We start from the raw sequence: 17,592 nt of genomic DNA on the forward strand, positions 1-17,592 counted from the left end.
AGAATCTAAAATGCCTAACCTATCTCCGTTCATTTATCATATAATAGAAACATGATGTAGCTCTCCTTGTCGTGAGAAGGGACGTGTCACGAACGTAAAAAGCAATACCTGTCAAGATGTATATTTGAAATAAAGAAGTCTACCGACGATGGTAGACTTTTTCTATCAGTTTAATGCTTGATTCCTTGAAGCAATGCAGCTTTTAAACAGAAAGAAATGGGCTGATGCTGTTCATCGAATTGAAGCTGAAACAGCTGCTTTGTGTCAGGGTCTGCGGCTTGAAGGTGGGAAATGATTTCCTTTTGAACGTTCTCTGGTGTGCGTCCACGTATAATCCAGTCCTGATAATCAATGTGCAGATCCCAGTAACGAATCTCGTTTTGAGTCAATTGGTTTGCTGCGAAAAGCTCTTTCCATTCTGATAACGAGCTTTCTCGCACATGAGAAGGGTCTCTCAGTCTATTTAAGTGATTAATAAATGAATCCTGTTCAGTGTTTTCAGGTGCATAATGATCGACGAGCAGAAATTGGCCGCCTTTTTTTAAGACTCGGCTGATTTCAGACATGGCTGCCGGAAGGTCTGGAAAATGGTGAGCGGCAAATCGGCACGTCACTAAATCAAATGATTCATTAGAGAAGGGCAATGCTTCTGCGGCTGCCTGCTCAAAAGTAATGTGGTTCAGTTGGCGTTCTTCCACAAGTGCTGCTGCAACCTCGATCATTTTTTGTGTGACATCTATGCCGATCCCTTTAGAGATAACGTCTGAAAAGGAAAAAACGGTATGTCCTGCCGCACAGCCAATATCAAGTAAATGCTCATGTCCCTTCGCATTTGCTGTTGTTTTCATCCATTCCAGCTCTTCTCCAGCTGCAAATATAGGTGAATCTCGATAGTTCTCGGCATTTTGTGAGAATTGGTTCTCTGCTTTAGCATATGGATTCATTTCTTTTCCCCCTTTGTGGTCTCTTTATCGTAGAATTCCTTCTGTTATTTGTCTAAGACATAAAAGATATGGCATGAATAGTTAAAGCCTATGAGGTGATGAAAGTGGATATACGACTGATGGAATATGTCATTGAAGTGTACCGGCAGCAAAGTTTTACAAAAGCAGCGGGTCAACTTCACATTGCACAGCCTTCTCTAAGCCAGCAAATAAAGAAGCTGGAAGAGGAATTAGACACAGCACTATTTATTCGAAAATATGGACAAGTAACGCCCACACCTCAAGGGAGACGATTCATTAAAAGGGCTGAGAATATTTTGAAGGAAAGAGATGATTTGCTGCGTGAAATGGGAGAAGCAGCTTATGAAATCGGGAAAGAGCTGAACATTGGAGCGCCAGCAGTCACAGGGGGATATGTCTTGCCCGGTTTATTAAAAACTTTTTGTCAAACGTATCCTCATGTTCACGTTCAACTGATAGAAGAGTCTCCACGTGAGCTCGAAAAACTTCTATTGGCTGGAAAGCTGGATTTGGCTATTTTATCGATGCCTGTCGAGCACGAATCATTGAAAACGAAACAAATGCTGACCGAGCCGCTCCTTCTTGCAGTTCCGCAAGCTGCTCAGCCCTGGTTATCAGAGGAATTGAACGAGATCATTGAGCAAGCAGGGCAAAAAGAGACCGGTCACGAAATCGTTCCCTTTCGGCTTCTTGAAGGTATCCCATTTATTTTGCTGAAAGAGGGATACGGTTTTCGGCAAGTGGTCACTGAACTGTGCTGTCATCATGGTTTTCAGCCAAAAGTGGCTTTTGAAACAAGTCATATTCAAACAGCACAGGCAATGGTCAAAAACGAACTAGGGGTGACCGTTGTGCCGAAAATGATGGCACAAGTGGATAGGAACCAAGTCACTTATTTGCAAATTGATTCATGCCCAACCCGCACACTTGTGTTTGCATATGTGGAAGAAAGGTATTTAACGAAAGCCGCTCAAGCCTTCATGGACCTTTATCAGAATCAAGGGAAAGCTTAAACAAACGTTTAATTAAACGCAAAAAGCAGGGGAGCACCCTGCTTTAAGATTGGTGACAAAGGGCTAAAATGATCTAGATTTTAGCCCTTTGTCTTCTTTTCAGCGTGATAGAAAACCTTTGCAGTCTAGGAAGGACGAGCACCGGAACGGAGCGAATTGGACATTCGTGAGTACCGGCGCGCAGACCTGACAAAGAATGCGAGGGTTTGTCTACACGCTGAAAGCAGGGGAGCACCCTGCTTTTTAATATAAGTCCAGACGCTGATCCGTCATAACCGGAATTTGCTGCCTGACTTCATCCACTAGCTGAAGATCAATTTCCGCATAATAAATGTCTTCGTCATCGCGTGTTTCAAGCAGTATGCGGCCGAGTGGGTCAATCACCATGGAGTGTCCAGGGAATTCTGTGTCTCTGCTTGTGCCTGTTCTGTTTACAGCAATCATAAATGACTGGTTTTCAATCGCTCTTGCGATGAGCAGGTTGCGCCAATGGTCCACTCTTGCTGACGGCCATTGCGCCGTATTGACGAGCACCTTCGCTCCTTTGTTCACAAGTGTTCTGGAAAGCTGCGGAAAGCGGAGGTCATAGCAAATCATCGCACCAATCGTTACATCTTCGCTATAGTCAAATAAACCAAGCTGATCACCAGCGGTTAAATAATTGTGCTCATCCATTAAGCGGAATAAATGAATTTTATCATAATCTAACACAAGCTCACCTTGGCGGTTAAAGACATACATTGTATTGGTAATGTTTTCATCTTCTGTCCGCTTATTTAACACACTGCCTGCGATGAGATACACTTGGTGCTTGCGGGCAAAGGAGGAGAAGAGCTGTTTTGTGTGTTCACCGTTTACATCCGCAAGCTGATCGGCTTGTTCAAGGGCGTAGCCGGTATTCCACATTTCGGGTAAAATGATCAGATCCGGCTGCTCGCGGACCGCTTCTGCTAAAAACGCTTCTGCTTTTTTAAAATTCACTTCAGGTTCTCCAATTTGTACGTCCATTTGGACAAGGGCGATTTTCATACGGGTTCCTCCTTTATTCGCTATATATCATGGGTACATCCATGAATGTATGTAATGGTTTATTCTAGTCTTCAAGGCCAGTTTCTTTATCATAAAGGTTTCCATCATCTTTGCCAATAGAAATGTCAGAAGGTTTTGTTAAATGACTTTCTCAATCAAGAAATGAGTGGTATGATACTCATAACTAATAAAACAAAGGGGAATAGTATGATATGCAATTGTTCGATTTATCACTAGAAGAGCTAAAAAAATATAAACCAAAGAAAACAGCACGTCCTGATTTCTCAGACTTTTGGAAGAAATCGCTCGAAAAACTGCGCCAAGTGGAGGCAAAGCCAACACTTGAACCTTATGACTATCCAGTGAAAGGCGTCAAGGTGTACCGCCTGGCGTATCAAAGCTTTGATCATTCTCGTATTGAAGGCTGGTACGCGGTACCAGATCAATCAGGTCCGCACCCAGCGCTCGTTCGTTATCATGGCTATAATGCCAGCTATGACGGCGGCATTCACGACATCGTCAACTGGGCGCTGCACGGCTATGCAACATTTGGTATGCTCGTCCGCGGTCAAGGCGGCAGTGAAGATCAGGCAGTGACACCAGGCGGTCACGCTTTAGGGTGGATGACAAAAGGCATTTTATCAAAGGAGACCTACTATTATCGCGGTGTTTATTTAGATGCGGTTCGTGCACTCGAAGTCATTCAGTCCTTCCCGGAAGTGGATAAACAACGGATCGGCGTGATTGGTGGGAGCCAGGGAGGTGCATTAGCGGTTGCAGCTGCAGCCCTTTCAGATATTCCGAAGGCCGTCGTGGCAGATTACCCTTATTTATCAAACTTCGAGCGTGCAGTGGACGTTGCATTGGAGCAGCCTTATTTAGAAATCAATTCATACTTTCGAAGAAATAGTGATCCGAAAGTGGAAGAAAAGGCATTTGAGACATTAAGCTATTTTGATCTAATCAATTTAGCTGGATGGGTCAAACAGCCAACATTGATGGCGATCGGGCTGATTGACAAAATAACCCCGCCATCTACTGTGTTTGCGGCATACAACCATTTAGAAACAGATAAAGACTTAAAGGTGTATCGCTATTTTGGACACGAATATATCCCGGCTTTTCAAACAGAGAAGCTCGCCTTCTTACAAAAGCATTTGCTCAAATAAAAGAACAAAGAGGCCGCTCTAGGAGGGCCTCTTTTTTAATAACTCGTATTCTGCCTCGTTTTTTCATCAGGCACTAACGCTGTGATAATCAGGGCAAGAGCTGTGATGATATGCAGGATGAATCCGAGTATCGGAATCCAGGCGAGGCAGGATGTGATAATCCCAATGATGCTGCCAATCATTGGTCCTTGGTCTCGCTTCGATAAGACGAGTGTGATAATATGCAGAATAAGCATGACCATGAGCGGTGTATAGCCATTGCTGATCACAAATAGTCCTCCAATGACAGGGATGGCAAGACAGGCTTCAAAAATCCCGGTGATCCATTTCATGATGCGAGATATAGACATGAGATCCAACTCCTTTTTCTTATATGTCTTATTCGTATTTTCCCTAAACATGAAGAAGTCATGCAGAATTCTATAGAAAGAGTTGATGGATGATGAGAGAGAGAATCAAGGAAGAGCTGAAAATCATAGAAGAAACGTATGACGTCAAGATTTGCCTCGCGGTCGAATCAGGCAGCAGAGCTTGGGGATTTCCTTCGACTGATAGTGATTATGATGTTCGTTTTTTATATGTTCCTCGGAAAGAATGGTATTGGGCGATGGAAGAGCATCGTGATGTCATTGAACGGCCGATTGATGACATGCTTGATATAAGCGGCTGGGAGCTTAGAAAGGCACTTCGCTTATTCAATAAATCGAATCCGTCCATCATGGAATGGCTGTCTTCTGACATCATCTATGCTGAATCCTTCTCGTTGGCAAAGCAGCTAAGAGAATTAAAGGATCAAGCGTTTTATCCTGCAGCATTGATGTATCATTACCTCAATATGGCGAAGCGGAATGAAAGCAGGCATTTACGAGGAGAGCAGGTGCGAATCAAGAAGTATTTCTATGTGCTTCGTCCGCTGCTTGCCTGTCAGTGGATTGAACGCTACCGGACGGTTCCGCCGATGGACTTTCATGAACTGCTCGAGGAACTAATGGAGGAAGGACCGCTTTTAGCGGAAATCCATGAGCTGCTCAAACGTAAAATGGACGGCGAAGAAATGGATGTAGAGAACCGCCTCGCTTATGTCCATCCATTTATCGACAAAGAGCTCGCGCGATTTGATGAATTGGTGAAAAGCTACAATCAGCCGAAAGACAACCTGATGCAAGAATTAAATGAGCTGCTGCAGTCTACCCTTGATGAGGTGTGGGCGTAAGCAGGAAAGAGCCAGCCGGATCGCGGCAGGCTCTTTTTTATCTGTTATTGTGATAAAACCACAAAAAAAGTCAGAATTTTTGTCATCTTCAAATATTGTAGCGGACAGCTTATGAGCTTTACAATAAAGACATAGCTTACAAAGAGTGGGAGGTGCCCTTTATGGAGTCGGTCACAAGAAATTTCTTCTTGTTTTTGTCAAAGAGCAGTCTCTTGAACCATATTGCTCGTAATTGGGGAAGTGCTGTTGCATCTAAGAAAATCATCGGAGGGAAGGACTTTGAGAGTGCGATCCCTGTGATCAAGCGATTAAATGACCAAGGAATGGCTGTGACAGTTGATCACCTTGGTGAGTTTGTCACAAAGGAAGAAATTGCAAATGAACGGACGATTGAGTGTATTCAAACCATTCAGCGGATTGCAGAGGCGGGACTCAATTCTCACGTGTCACTCAAAATGACATCACTTGGCCTGGATATTGACGATGACCTTGTGTATCGCAATATGAAAAGGATTTTAGATACGGCAGAGAAACACCGTATCATGGTGACAATTGATATGGAGGATGAACAGCGCTGTCAAAAAACGCTGGACATTTTTAAAGAGATGAAATCTCAATATGAGTATGTCAGTACGGTCTTGCAGGCGTATTTGTACAGAACAGAAAAGGATCTTGATGACCTAAATAAGCTGCAACCATTTTTAAGACTTGTAAAGGGTGCCTATAAGGAATCCGCCGAAGTGGCGTATCCAAACAAAAAAGACGTCGATCAGAATTATCAAAAGCTGATCGAAAAGCAATTGCTCTCAGGGAACTATACAGCCATTGCGACACATGACGATCGAATGATTGAGTTCACGAAAAATATTGTGAAAAAACACAATATACAGACAAGTCAGTTCGAATTTCAAATGCTGTACGGCATGAGATCAGAAACGCAGCAAGCACTTGTGAAAGAAGGCTATCAAATGAGGGTCTATACTCCGTATGGACGAGAGTGGTATGGCTACTACATGAGACGTCTTGCAGAACGGCCGGCAAACATTGCCTTTGCTTTAAAAGGGATGACGAAAAAATAATTTGAAACGGGAGCGTGACAAAAATGACAACACCTTACAAGCATGAACCATTCACGGATTTTAGCCAGGAAGAAAACCGCAAAGCGTTTGAACAAGCATTAGCTAAAGTAACAGAATCACTTGGTCAAACCTATCCGCTCGTGATAAATGGAGAAAGAATTGAAACGAAAGACAAGATCGTTTCAATCAATCCAGCGAAAAAGGATGAAGTGGTTGGAACCGTCTCAAAGGCCGGGAAGGAAGAGGCAGAACAAGCGGTTCAAGCAGCAGCGAAAGCATTTGAAACATGGCGCTATACGTCTCCTGAAGAAAGAGCAGGCGTATTATTCCGTGCTGCGGCAAGCATTCGCCGTAAAAAGCATGAGTATTCAGCCCTTCTTGTAAAAGAAGCAGGTAAGCCTTGGAATGAAGCGGATGCAGATACAGCAGAAGCGATTGACTTCCTAGAGTATTACGCTCGTCAAATGCTGGAGCTGGCGAAAGGCAAACCAGTGAACAGCCGCGAAGGGGAACGCAATCAATATGTGTACACACCAACTGGCGTGACGCTCGTCATTCCGCCGTGGAACTTCTTATTTGCCATCATGGCAGGAACAACAGTAGCGCCAATCGTCACTGGAAATACAGTTGTTTTAAAACCAGCAAGTGCGACGCCTGTCATTGCAGCCCGTTTTGTGGAAGAGCTTGAGCAAGCCGGTCTTCCAAAGGGTGTTGTCAACTTTGTACCAGGAAGCGGTGCAGAGGTTGGGGATTACTTAGTAGATCATCCGAAAACAAGTCTGATTACATTCACTGGATCAAGAGAAGTAGGGACACGTATCTTTGAACGTGCGGCAAAAGTGCAGCCAGGCCAGCAGCATTTAAAACGTGTCATTGCTGAAATGGGCGGTAAGGATACAGTAGTTGTTGATGCGGATGCAGATGTTGAATTAGCGGCTAATGCCATTTTCACATCAGCCTTCGGGTTTTCAGGTCAAAAATGTTCAGCTGGATCGCGGGCAGTCGTCCATGAGAAGCTGTATGACCAAGTGGTTGAGCGAGTGAAAGAAATCACAGAAACGAAAACAACAGCCAATCCGCTTTCTGCGGATGTTTACATGGGACCTGTCATTGATCAAGCGTCCTTTGACAAGATCACGGATTATATCGAGGTTGGCAAACAGGAAGGCCGCTTAGTCACTGGCGGAACGAGTGATGATTCGGAAGGATACTTTATCCACCCGACCATTTTTGCAGATCTTGAGCCGACTTCCCGTTTAATGCAAGAAGAAATCTTTGGACCAGTGTTGGCTTTCTCGAAAGTCTCAAGCTTTGATGAAGCACTTGAGGTAGCCAATAACACAGAATACGGTTTAACAGGGGCTGTCATTACGAATAATCGTGATCACATCAATCGTGCGAAGCAGGAGTTCCATGTGGGGAACCTTTACTTTAACCGTAACTGCACAGGTGCCATCGTTGGTTACCACCCATTCGGCGGCTTCAAAATGTCAGGAACGGATTCAAAAGCAGGCGGTCCAGATTACCTAGCTCTGCACATGCAGGCAAAAACGATTAGTGAAATGTTTTAATATGGAAAAAGCATGAACCTGCACTGATGGGTTCATGCTTTTTTTGCCTGCTTGCGACTTGTTTCTATACAAATCTGACTGGAAAGAAGTATGATAAATGTATCACTTAATCAGGGAGCAATCGGGATGGAAGAGATATTAGAAAAGCTTCATACATTTTTTGATGTTGATAAATTAATTGCATTTATTAGCGGGTATTTAAAGAAGCCAGTCATTTTAGAAAGCACAGAGTGTCAGCTCCTTGCTTATAATTCTTACAGCATTCAGCAGTTTGACCCAGTCAATCAGCAAACGATTTTCTCCAAGGAATGTCCGGGGGCTGTGGTCGATTGGTTAAAGAAAACAGGGGTAATCGAGCGGCTTTTCGCGGAATCAAAGCCTTTTTATGTGAGCGGTCATGACGAGCTCGGATTTAATCGGCGGGTGGCTGTGAGCGCCAAGCATAAACAAGAGGTAGTAGGCTTTATTTGGGTGCAGGACATTGAGGATTCCCTTACTCAGGAAGAGCTGCAATTTTTACACGAAGCTTCCTTTCAGGTTGGAAAAGTGATATACAAGAATAAGAAACAGCTTGAGAAAAAGGAAGGCAAGATTGAAGAGTTTTTCAAAAAGGTCATGGATGATCATTTTTATACAGAAGAAGAGCTGAAATGGGAGGCTGAGAACTTAAGCATTCCACTGCCAGCCGTATTTACCGTCATGGTCGTGCACGCTGCCGATAACAAAAGTGAGACGGCAGAAGATGTGAAGGATGTCATTCGAACGTATTTGCAGCTAGAGGATAAAGTGAATCACGTCTATTCGGTTCAAGCAGATATCGTTGTTATATTAGGCAGCCTGTCAGATCGGCACTCACCGAAAGCGACTGCCGCTGATGTCATCGCACATCTGCAATCGAAAACGCATGCGCATCACTCCCCTTTGTATATCGGAATGGGAAGAGAGTATCGTGATGTCATGAAAATGAGTACAAGTCGATTTGAAGCGATAGAGGTCGTCAAGGCAGTGAAAATTGTTGGAGGACAAGAACTGATTCCATACGATTATGAGAATTTAGGGGTCTTCCGGTTTTTAGACTCCATTTACAGCCATCAAAAAAAGAAAAACGACTTCAATCCAGATTTGTTACGTTTGAAGGAAAAAGACCGCGAAAGTCAAACTTCGTTTTTAAAAACGCTTGAAGTCTACTTATTGAATAACTGCAAGCTAAAGCCAGCAGCGGAGCAGTTGTTTATTCATCAAAATACATTAAACTATCGAATGAAACAAATTTTTGACATGACGTCGATCGACTTAAGTCATTTTAGCCAGCGGTGTGAGTTATTTATTGAATTGATGCTGATGAAAAAAGATCAATAATATATGATGGAATCCGCAGGTGCACGGGATCACCTGCGGATTTTCATATGAAATGCGAAAATGGCATACAACTGATGTATTTCGTTGTATGATAGATAAAGATTTTATGAGAAAAATGAAAGGGGGGCCACCTTTGGGTTCAGTCACCTTAGCCATTTTGATTTTCATCATGACCCTCGTCCTTGTCATTTGGCAGCCAGGACGTGTCACCATAGGATGGTCAGCATGTGGGGGTGCCATTCTTGCGCTTGCCTTTGGCGTCGTTCATCTGGGCGATGTGTGGGAAGTTACGCAAATTGTATGGAACGCCACCTTTGCTTTTATTGGTATTATTATCATTTCGTTAATTTTAGATGAGATCGGCTTTTTTGAATGGGCTGCACTGCATATGGCAAAAGCCGCAAGAGGCAACGGTGTCCGCATGTTTATTTATTTAACATTGCTCGGCGCTGTTGTGGCTGCTTTTTTTGCCAACGATGGAGCGGCACTGATTTTGACCCCAATCGTCTTATCTGTCGTGAGAGCGTTGAAGCTGGATGAACGCATGGTGCTGCCTTTTGTGATGGCAAGCGGCTTTATTGCAGATACAACCTCCTTGCCATTTGTCATTAGTAACCTGGTCAATATCGTATCAGCCGACTATTTTCATATTGGTTTTCTAGAATATACAGCAAATATGTTCGTGCCAAACCTTGTGTCGCTTGGGGCGAGCATGCTGGTTCTGTATGTGTTTTACCGAAAGCTTATCCCAAAAACCTACGATCTGTCACAGGCGAAAGAGCCGGCATCAGCTATTCGAGATATCCGTATGTTCCGTTTGTCTTGGTATGTGCTCGGCTGTCTGCTTGTTGGTTATTTTGCGGGCGAGCTGATCGGTGTTCCAGTGTCCATTATTGTAGGCGGGATTGCTCTTGCTTTCTTGTGGCTGGCGAGAAGAAGTCCGCAAGTGGCGACAAAGCGAGTGATCAAAGAAGCACCGTGGTCCATTGTGTTTTTCTCGATCGGTATGTATGTCGTTGTATATGGACTGAAAAATGTTGGTCTTACTGAAATATTGGCGTCATGGATCGAGCAAGGGGCATCACATGGCTTGCTTGCAGGAACGATGTTTATGGGTGTGCTTGCCGCAGTGCTGTCCTCTGTGATGAACAATCTGCCGACCGTTTTAATTGATGCGATTGCCATTGGACATACAGATACAGTAGGTGTCATGAGAGACGGACTGATTTATGCCAATGTCATCGGCTCCAACCTTGGACCGAAAATGACCCCAATCGGCTCATTGGCGACATTACTGTGGCTTCATGTCTTAAAGAAAAAAGGCGTCCATATCTCTTGGGGGGCTTACATGAAAGCCGGAATCATCCTGACCATCCCAACCTTGATCCTCACTTTACTCGGGTTATATGTGTGGTTATGGCTTATTCATTAATCATCGTGTAGTCAAACCCTCGCATTCGGTGTCAGGTCTGGGCTCCAGTGCTCACGAATGTCAAATTCGCTCCGCTCCGGTACTCGCCCTTCCTAGGGCTGCAAAGGTTTTCTATCACGTTGAAAGGAAGACAAAGGGCTAAAATCAAGATCATTTTAGCCCTTTGTCAACAATCTAAGAGCAGATCCATGAGATCTGTTCTTTTTTTGCTACAGATATTTCGCATAGCGTTTTTCTAAAAAGTCCTGAAGCAATGAGACGACACTGCAAATGCCCCAGTAAATGAGTGCAACCAAAATATACATGGTCATATAATCGAATTCTCGTCCGCCTACAATTTTTGCTTGTTGGAAGAGCTCTGGTACAGTAATCATCGCTGCCAGTGAGGAAGCTTTAATTAAATCAAGCATGACATTGGTCAATGGTGGCAGGGCGATGCGGACGGATTGAGGCAAAATGACACCGCGCATCGTTTGCCAATAGCTGAGACCTAATGATTTAGCGGCTTCCACCTGTCCACTTGGAACAGAGGAGAGGGCCGCCCGATTAATTTCTGCAATATAGGCAGCACTATTGAAGCTGAACCCAATAATGGCGGCAGTGACCGCTGTAAACTCAATGCCGATATAAGGGAACCCAAAATAAAGAATAAACAAAATGACCAGAATGGGCACGCCTCGCATGAATGAGATATACAGCCGTGCAGGCAACCGAAGAATCCATGAATTCGCCATCCTGGCAAGAGCGATAAAAAAACCAAGAATGGTACCAAAAAACATGCTCACAAAGGAAATGAGCAGCGTCAGCCAAATTCCTTTCATGACAAACGGAAATGACGCCTTTGCCAGTGCAGGATTAAATATATATTCTAAATGAATATCTCCCACGATTGCAGCTCCTTATTTGGAAATGTCGACATCTTCGACATCAGCATCAATTTTCTTTGAGACGTCTGCATGATTAAAGAATTTCTCGGAAATCTTTTTCATTGTTCCGTCTTTTTTCATGTCGCTTAATACACGATTCAATTCTTTTTGAAGCTCTTTGTTATCCTTCTTCATGACAAAACCTTGTTCATTCGGCATGTATTTCAAGTCAGGGTGAATCGTAATATTTAATTTAGGAAATGCAGCAAGAGCCAGTGTCTGCAAGTAATAATCATTTAAAATGACATCTGTTCGGCCGTTTGCAACATCCTTTAAGTATTGCTCGTTTGTCGCATTATCATAAATGACTTCCTTTGCACCGTACTTACGAGCGACATCCATGTAAATCGTCGTGGCAGCACCTGCTGCTTTCTTTCCTTTTAAATCTTTTAAAGTTTTAATGCCTGATAAATCATCTTTCCGTACGATAGCCGTTCCGTAGGAATATTTATAAGGGGTTGAAAAGGCAAACTTGTCTTTTCTATCATCTGTGATGTCGATATCATTTGCAGCGGCATCCACTTGACCAGAATTAATGGCGCTCAGCATCCCGTCATAACCCATTTCTTTAAATTCTACTTTCACATCAAGACGTTTAAACGCTTCTTTGACAACTTCTACTTCATAGCCAGTTAATTGATCCTTGCCATTAGAAGTATCATGATAAGAAGTTGGATAAAGGGTGCCTGAAGTTGCAACCACGATTTTCCCTTTCTTTTTAATCTCATTCCACTTTGTGTCTCCAGATTGAGATGAGCCTGATTGACTGCAAGCAGACATGATAAGGATGCAAGCAGATACAACAAGCATGATCCATATAGGTTTTTTATGATAAAAACGACTCATTTAAGAATCCTCCTCTATTTTTGATACAAAACAAAACATAGCACGCTTTTTCTGATAGGACAACGTTTTCAGAAGAAAAGTGAAAAAGTAAGAATATTATAAGCAATTTGCGTGTTGAAATAATGTATAAAAAAGGAAAGTGAGCGCAAAATAAAGGCGAATAAAGGAGGGAACAACAATGATGAAAAAAATAAGTGGTTTGATAATCATCTTGTCGATGTTGCTGTTATTTGGTTTTCAGATAGAAACGGCTCATGGAGAAACACCTCAAATGGAAAAGCGCCCGGTGACACATCAAGTGAAATTAACAGCAGAACAACAAAAACAAATTGAAATCCTTGAGCAGCAAATTCTTTCTAAACGAAAAGCAGTCATTGAAAAATATGTACAGTATGGCGTGTTAACAAAGGAACAAGGCACACACATCACGAAACGAATGGATGAGCATTACAATCATTTGAAAAAGAACGGATTTGTTCCATTGCTGAAAAAACCACAGAACCATCGCCCATAATAATGATAAAACCGGCAGCGAGGTGCCGGTTTTTTATTGTGATCAGAAGGTGAGACTTTCCCCATCTTGAGGGACAAAAATGGCTTGATCTGCATGATGCTCTTGAATGTAAGCTTCTAAAGCAGCTCTTGTTAACAAGCAATGATTCACAGCTTCAAGATGACAGGCGACAATTTGAGCTTTTGGCTGAGAACGGTGAATGTCTAAAATTTCTTCCTTGGTCATGGTAATCGGATCGCCTTCTAAAAATTGAGCAGCTCCGCTATTGACCACAATGACGTCCGGCTTGCATGTATTCACAACCTCTTTCGGTTCATCACACCAAATGGTATCACCTGCAATATAAAGGGTAGGTTCATCAGGGTGAGAGAAAACAAAACCGCTCACCTGTCCCATCCGCTTCGCCGTTTCTCCCGTTCCGTGCTGTCCACCTGTACGTTTAATATGAACGCCGCAAATGTCCATTTCATCTTCAATGCATGTGACATGCTGAAATCCAGCTTCTTCAACTTCTTTTCGATCCTTCTCCGATTGAGTATAAATTGGCCCATCTTGAGCTAATTTCCTTTTGGCCTCATCGTCAAAATGGTCCACATGTAAATGAGTGAGTAAGACAGCATCTGGGTGTAATAGACTGTCTAAATCAATGTTTACAGGAAGCTCCACAATAGGGTTATTCAAATGTTGATTGGCTGTATGAGGGAACGGTGGATATGTTCCTTTTGCTGCCAAAAAGGGATCGATTAAAAAAGTTGAATGACCATAGTGAAGGTATAAAGTAGCATTGCGAATGAGTGTAATTTTCATAAAAAGGCCTCCTTTTTTTCTGATTAAGTTTACAGTATATTAAAAGAGTTCTATGTGACAGAGGATCATGAAAGTCTTTTATCGGAAGGGCTTGATTTTTGAAAGAGGTGAGCCAATGCTAGACCAAACAGATATGAATATTTTAAAAGAACTATCAAAGAATAGCCGATTAACGATGAAAGCTCTAGGTGAAAAAGTTCATTTAACCGGCCAAGCTGTTGCAAATCGGGTGTTAAAGCTAGAAGAAGAAGGCGTGATCGAAGCATATACCATTTCAATTGATTGGCAGACGCAAAAGACGATTCAAACATTTTTGCAGCTCTATACCCGTAGTCATCATCATGAACCACTTCTGTCGTTTCTTTATGAAAAGGAAGAAATCAAGAATTTGTTCAAAATAAGTGGTGAGGGCTGTTATATGGCTGAAGGACATTTCTCGAGCCATGATGAGCTTGATCAGTTTTTAACGGAGCTGACAAATTACGCAAATTACAAACTGTCTATTGCGGTTAAACGTCTCATTCATCAATAATCGAAGAGACGTAGGAGGAAAAGGAACGATGCAAAAATTAATCAAAAATCAAGCTGAACCGATGACAAAGGAAAGAATCAAAGCAGACTTGGAACAACTTGGTGTGAAAAAGGGCATGATTTTATGTGTTCACTCATCTTTATCATCCATCGGCTGGGTAAACGGAGGCGCTGTAGCCGTCATACAAGCATTGATGGAAACCTTAACAGAAGAGGGGACACTCATTATGCCGGCACAAACGTTAGAGCTTTCTGATCCTGCCGATTGGATTGATCCGCCTGTTCCTTATTCATGGTGGAAATCGATCAAAGAAACAATGCCTGCATTTGATCCAGCTTACACGACGCCAACAGCAATGGGAAAGGTAGCGGAAACATTTTGGAAATACCCAGGCGTGGCGAGAAGCAACCATCCCCATTTTTCATTCACAGCCTGGGGAAAAAGAAAACATGAAATTCTGAAACACCATGCACTTTCCTTTGGATTAGGAGAGCATTCGCCTCTTGGCCGCATGTATGATCTTCATGCTCAAGTGCTGCTGCTTGGTACAACATTTGAAAGCATGACAGCTTTTCATCTAGCTGAATATCGAATCCCCCAGCAGGACCTCATGACAAGAGGAGCCCCTATTTTAGAAAATGGGTGGAGAGTATGGAAAGAGTACCAAGATATCATCACAAGAGAAGAACTATTTGAACAGATTGGCCGTGATTTTCTGCAATCAGGAGGCCTCTATCAGCACAATCAAATCGGACTTGCCAGTTCATATTTATTGCCAGTGAGAGAATCGGTAGACTATGCGGAAAAGTGGCTTGATTTATACGATCAGTCGTAATCTACACTGTTTGGAAATTTACATAATAAACATCTTGATCAGGCTGCTGTGAGGTATAGCAGGTAAGCTGATAGTCTCCTTTTGGAATGGGGAAAGACAGTACATGAGCCATGACGCTTGTGATATAAACTTGATCACTTGTATGCGTAAAGGGCACTGTTATGGCTCTATCAATAGAGACTTGGGGCTCATCGCTATTTAATGTCACAATAATAGACGCCTTTCCATTATTGATTCCTTCAAAGGAAACTCCTTGATCTCCAGTTGCGAATCCTTGAAGAATGTCCTCATCTGTCCAATCAATGATAGGTGGTGTTTCGCTTCCGGTGTATACCGTGATTTGGTGGTAGGAGATAGATAGAGAATAGGTTTGATTTAAGAGATTCATATAAAAAACTCCTTTATTCATGGATTTTCGTTGAAACGTAAATGGTTGAAAGAGTCATTCTTGAGGAGAAAGTTAGGCAGCAAGACGATTGCCGCCGTCTTGCGCTATTTGTTGTGGGATCTAGATGTGAAATTGCGAGACCATTGCTTTTAAATCTCCTGCTAAATGGGCAAGTGCTTCTGATGAAGCTGTTACTTCTTCCATTGCAGCAAATTGTTCTTCTGTTAAACCTGCTACTTGCTGTGAATGTTCACTCGTTCGTTTAACTCCTTCTGTAATAGACGCAAAAGACTGTTTCGCATCGTTAGTATAAGCTGCGATTTTTTGTGATGCACTCGATAAATGCTTAATGCCATCTGCCATTTCTCTCATGGACTGCTGGATATCATGAAAAGATTCTTCTGTATGAGAGATAAGGACAGCCCCTTGAGCCGCTTCTTCTCTTACTCGTTTGATGGCATTCGTCGAATGAGTCATCTCTTTTTGTATTTCAGAAATGAGATGGGAAATCATGTTTGATGATGCTTGAGATTCTTCAGCGAGCTTTCTCACTTCGTCTGCGACAACAGCAAACCCTTTTCCATGCTCACCTGCCCGTGCTGCTTCAATTGCTGCATTAAGAGCTAGTAGGTTTGTCTGGTTGGCGATATCTGTAATGACTTTGGAAATATGATCAATTTCAGCTGAACGTGTTTCCAATGCTTGAATTGCTGTACCGTTTTCTTCAATTGATTTTGCAATAGATGTCATTTGTGAATGAACTTCACCGATATTGTGTACACCTTTTTGGGCCATTTCTTGTGCGAAGTGACTTCTTGAAGCCATTTGTCCGGCATTTTCAGTGATGTTTGCCAGCTCGTTTGATACTTGAATCATCTTGTGCTCACTAGCTGTCATTTGAGCGGACTGTTCTTCTGAAGATTGTGCCACTTCTTGGATCGTGTGGGTGATTTTTTCTGATGCTGCACTTGTTTCTTCTGCGCTAGCTGACAGCTGCTCAGAGGATGTGGCCACTAATTCAGACGTGTTCATGACATTTAGAATGGTTTGATTTAGTTTTTCACGCATCTTATTGAAATGACCAGCCAGGTCAGACAATTCATCACCGGCAGTATCCGTCACATTGATGGTTAAATGACCTTCGCCTGCACTCTTAATGGCAGAAGCCAAATGCTTGAGACGTACCTGAATCCGCTTAGTGAAAATAGAAATAATGATGACTGAAACGATTAGACTTAACAAAAGGACGATGACAAATTGTATATAGAATGACTGAAGCATTTGTGAAATCATGCTTTGATTGGCGCCAGTATAAAAAATACCAATTGTTTCGCCTGCTTCATTTTTGATCGGCATATAAGCCGTTTGATAGTCTTTCCCAGCAACATTTGCTGTGCCGTAATAATTTTCTCCTTTATCTAAAACAGTGGTTTTCACTTCAGGAGAGACTTCTGTGCCTACAGCTCGTTTCCCGTTTAACATGACATTTGTAGCAACACGGGTATTTCCTTGAAAAATCGTGATGGTATCACCGGTATATTCGGCTAATTGGTCAACCAATGCATCATGATCATTGATTTGCGTATTTCCTTTGAATAGCTTGTCCTCTTTAATCTGCCACGAGCCTGCCACTTTTTCATTTAGATAGGCGTAGCCTAGCTTTAAATCACCTTTTGCTTTTTCAGTTGCCATTTGCTTGATGTTTTCTGTCATTTCGCGATTCACCACATAACCAACAACCGCAGAAAAGATGATGAGGACACTTAAAAAGATCAGCAAAATTTTGGCGCCTAGCCTCAGTTTTATCTTTTTCTTCATGCTTTTTGACTCCTTTAGGTATAAGGTAGGATATCCCTCCTTAAGGATTATCGGCATGAAAAAAGTGTTTAAAATACCTGCAAGCAGTCATGTGAA

Annotated in this window: 18 protein-coding genes; 10 read left to right on the forward strand and 8 right to left on the reverse strand. The window is 42.7% G+C overall.

Annotated elements, in window-relative coordinates; genetic code table 11:
* Nucleotides 1-170: 170 nt before the first annotated feature.
* Nucleotides 171-944, reverse strand: a complete 774-nt coding sequence (locus C9414_RS15235; protein WP_107163966.1) for a class I SAM-dependent methyltransferase — start codon at nt 942-944, stop codon at nt 171-173.
* 116 nt (nt 945-1,060) lie between these two features.
* On the opposite strand from C9414_RS15235, the gene C9414_RS15240 reads away from it, so the two are divergent.
* Nucleotides 1,061-1,978: a LysR family transcriptional regulator gene (locus C9414_RS15240; RefSeq protein WP_080967135.1), complete on the forward strand. Its 918-nt coding sequence runs from the start codon at nt 1,061-1,063 to the stop codon at nt 1,976-1,978.
* A gap of 243 nt (nt 1,979-2,221) precedes the next feature.
* Here the strand turns inward: C9414_RS15240 and C9414_RS15245 are convergent, their stop codons facing one another.
* Nucleotides 2,222-3,007, reverse strand: coding sequence for a carbon-nitrogen family hydrolase (locus C9414_RS15245; protein WP_107163967.1), 786 nt, complete (start codon nt 3,005-3,007; stop codon nt 2,222-2,224).
* 212 nt (nt 3,008-3,219) lie between these two features.
* On the opposite strand from C9414_RS15245, the gene C9414_RS15250 reads away from it, so the two are divergent.
* The gene (locus C9414_RS15250; protein WP_107163968.1) at nt 3,220-4,176 is read left to right on the forward strand and encodes an acetylxylan esterase; all 957 of its coding nucleotides are present in this window, start codon (nt 3,220-3,222) and stop codon (nt 4,174-4,176) included.
* Between the two features lie 35 nt (nt 4,177-4,211).
* On the opposite strand, the gene C9414_RS15255 is transcribed toward C9414_RS15250, so the two are convergent.
* Nucleotides 4,212-4,526 carry a hypothetical protein gene (locus C9414_RS15255; RefSeq protein WP_041088984.1) on the reverse strand — a complete coding sequence of 105 codons (315 nt, stop codon included), beginning with the start codon at nt 4,524-4,526 and terminating at the stop codon, nt 4,212-4,214.
* A gap of 92 nt (nt 4,527-4,618) precedes the next feature.
* Between C9414_RS15255 and C9414_RS15260 the strand changes: the two genes are divergently transcribed.
* From C9414_RS15260 to C9414_RS15280, 5 genes are all read left to right on the forward strand, one after another.
* Nucleotides 4,619-5,389 (forward strand): nucleotidyltransferase domain-containing protein, encoded by a 771-nt coding sequence (locus C9414_RS15260; protein WP_106025717.1) that lies wholly within the window; start codon nt 4,619-4,621, stop codon nt 5,387-5,389.
* A gap of 161 nt (nt 5,390-5,550) precedes the next feature.
* Complete coding sequence (locus C9414_RS15265; protein ID WP_047202098.1) at nt 5,551-6,468, forward strand: proline dehydrogenase family protein; 918 nt, start codon at nt 5,551-5,553, stop codon at nt 6,466-6,468.
* Between the two features lie 23 nt (nt 6,469-6,491).
* Nucleotides 6,492-8,039, forward strand: coding sequence for an L-glutamate gamma-semialdehyde dehydrogenase (gene pruA / locus C9414_RS15270; RefSeq protein ID WP_047202099.1), 1,548 nt, complete (start codon nt 6,492-6,494; stop codon nt 8,037-8,039).
* A 126-nt stretch (nt 8,040-8,165) separates the two neighbouring features.
* Nucleotides 8,166-9,398, forward strand: coding sequence for a PucR family transcriptional regulator (locus C9414_RS15275; RefSeq protein ID WP_107163969.1), 1,233 nt, complete (start codon nt 8,166-8,168; stop codon nt 9,396-9,398).
* A gap of 133 nt (nt 9,399-9,531) precedes the next feature.
* Nucleotides 9,532-10,830, forward strand: coding sequence for an arsenic transporter (locus tag C9414_RS15280; RefSeq protein ID WP_047202101.1), 1,299 nt, complete (start codon nt 9,532-9,534; stop codon nt 10,828-10,830).
* A gap of 209 nt (nt 10,831-11,039) precedes the next feature.
* Here the strand turns inward: C9414_RS15280 and C9414_RS15290 are convergent, their stop codons facing one another.
* Entirely contained in the window at nt 11,040-11,717 is a 678-nt protein-coding gene (locus tag C9414_RS15290) for an amino acid ABC transporter permease (protein WP_034283291.1), read from the reverse strand.
* 12 nt (nt 11,718-11,729) lie between these two features.
* Nucleotides 11,730-12,602 carry a transporter substrate-binding domain-containing protein gene (locus tag C9414_RS15295; RefSeq protein WP_107163970.1) on the reverse strand — a complete coding sequence of 291 codons (873 nt, stop codon included), beginning with the start codon at nt 12,600-12,602 and terminating at the stop codon, nt 11,730-11,732.
* Nucleotides 12,603-12,783: 181 nt separating this feature from the next.
* Between C9414_RS15295 and C9414_RS15300 the strand changes: the two genes are divergently transcribed.
* Nucleotides 12,784-13,116 carry a YckD family protein gene (locus C9414_RS15300; RefSeq protein WP_107163982.1) on the forward strand — a complete coding sequence of 111 codons (333 nt, stop codon included), beginning with the start codon at nt 12,784-12,786 and terminating at the stop codon, nt 13,114-13,116.
* A gap of 42 nt (nt 13,117-13,158) precedes the next feature.
* Here C9414_RS15300 and C9414_RS15305 read toward each other — a convergent pair whose 3' ends face one another.
* Nucleotides 13,159-13,923 (reverse strand): MBL fold metallo-hydrolase, encoded by a 765-nt coding sequence (locus tag C9414_RS15305; RefSeq protein ID WP_099662883.1) that lies wholly within the window; start codon nt 13,921-13,923, stop codon nt 13,159-13,161.
* A 115-nt stretch (nt 13,924-14,038) separates the two neighbouring features.
* On the opposite strand from C9414_RS15305, the gene C9414_RS15310 reads away from it, so the two are divergent.
* Entirely contained in the window at nt 14,039-14,455 is a 417-nt protein-coding gene (locus tag C9414_RS15310) for an Lrp/AsnC family transcriptional regulator (protein WP_039176401.1), read from the forward strand.
* A 28-nt stretch (nt 14,456-14,483) separates the two neighbouring features.
* Complete coding sequence (locus C9414_RS15315) at nt 14,484-15,290, forward strand: AAC(3) family N-acetyltransferase (protein WP_107163971.1); 807 nt, start codon at nt 14,484-14,486, stop codon at nt 15,288-15,290.
* A gap of 1 nt (nt 15,291) precedes the next feature.
* Here C9414_RS15315 and C9414_RS15320 read toward each other — a convergent pair whose 3' ends face one another.
* Both C9414_RS15320 and C9414_RS15325 read right to left on the reverse strand, forming a co-directional pair.
* Nucleotides 15,292-15,678 carry a competence protein ComJ gene (locus C9414_RS15320; protein WP_107163972.1) on the reverse strand — a complete coding sequence of 129 codons (387 nt, stop codon included), beginning with the start codon at nt 15,676-15,678 and terminating at the stop codon, nt 15,292-15,294.
* A gap of 120 nt (nt 15,679-15,798) precedes the next feature.
* Entirely contained in the window at nt 15,799-17,496 is a 1,698-nt protein-coding gene (locus tag C9414_RS15325) for a methyl-accepting chemotaxis protein (protein WP_107163973.1), read from the reverse strand.
* Nucleotides 17,497-17,592 lie beyond the last annotated feature (96 nt).

The organism is Bacillus sp. Nf3 (genome assembly GCF_003028545.1).
Classification (GTDB): Bacteria; Bacillota; Bacilli; order Bacillales; family Bacillaceae; genus Bacillus; species Bacillus safensis.

What these genes read in the sequence shown, in the direction of transcription:
- C9414_RS15250 (WP_107163968.1), top strand. Translation starts at nt 3,220, where the DNA reads ATGCAATTGTTCGATTTATCACTAGAAGAGCTAAAAAAATATAAACCA.
- C9414_RS15260 (WP_106025717.1), top strand. Translation starts at nt 4,619, where the DNA reads ATGAGAGAGAGAATCAAGGAAGAGCTGAAAATCATAGAAGAAACGTAT.
- C9414_RS15255 (WP_041088984.1), bottom strand. Translation starts at nt 4,526, where the DNA reads ATGTCTATATCTCGCATCATGAAATGGATCACCGGGATTTTTGAAGCC.
- C9414_RS15315 (WP_107163971.1), top strand. Translation starts at nt 14,484, where the DNA reads ATGCAAAAATTAATCAAAAATCAAGCTGAACCGATGACAAAGGAAAGA.
- C9414_RS15325 (WP_107163973.1), bottom strand. Translation starts at nt 17,496, where the DNA reads ATGAAGAAAAAGATAAAACTGAGGCTAGGCGCCAAAATTTTGCTGATC.
- C9414_RS15275 (WP_107163969.1), top strand. Translation starts at nt 8,166, where the DNA reads ATGGAAGAGATATTAGAAAAGCTTCATACATTTTTTGATGTTGATAAA.
- C9414_RS15265 (WP_047202098.1), top strand. Translation starts at nt 5,551, where the DNA reads ATGGAGTCGGTCACAAGAAATTTCTTCTTGTTTTTGTCAAAGAGCAGT.
- C9414_RS15320 (WP_107163972.1), bottom strand. Translation starts at nt 15,678, where the DNA reads ATGAATCTCTTAAATCAAACCTATTCTCTATCTATCTCCTACCACCAA.
- C9414_RS15295 (WP_107163970.1), bottom strand. Translation starts at nt 12,602, where the DNA reads ATGAGTCGTTTTTATCATAAAAAACCTATATGGATCATGCTTGTTGTA.
- C9414_RS15305 (WP_099662883.1), bottom strand. Translation starts at nt 13,923, where the DNA reads ATGAAAATTACACTCATTCGCAATGCTACTTTATACCTTCACTATGGT.
- C9414_RS15245 (WP_107163967.1), bottom strand. Translation starts at nt 3,007, where the DNA reads ATGAAAATCGCCCTTGTCCAAATGGACGTACAAATTGGAGAACCTGAA.
- C9414_RS15235 (WP_107163966.1), bottom strand. Translation starts at nt 944, where the DNA reads ATGAATCCATATGCTAAAGCAGAGAACCAATTCTCACAAAATGCCGAG.
- pruA (WP_047202099.1), top strand. Translation starts at nt 6,492, where the DNA reads ATGACAACACCTTACAAGCATGAACCATTCACGGATTTTAGCCAGGAA.
- C9414_RS15300 (WP_107163982.1), top strand. Translation starts at nt 12,784, where the DNA reads ATGAAAAAAATAAGTGGTTTGATAATCATCTTGTCGATGTTGCTGTTA.
- C9414_RS15310 (WP_039176401.1), top strand. Translation starts at nt 14,039, where the DNA reads ATGCTAGACCAAACAGATATGAATATTTTAAAAGAACTATCAAAGAAT.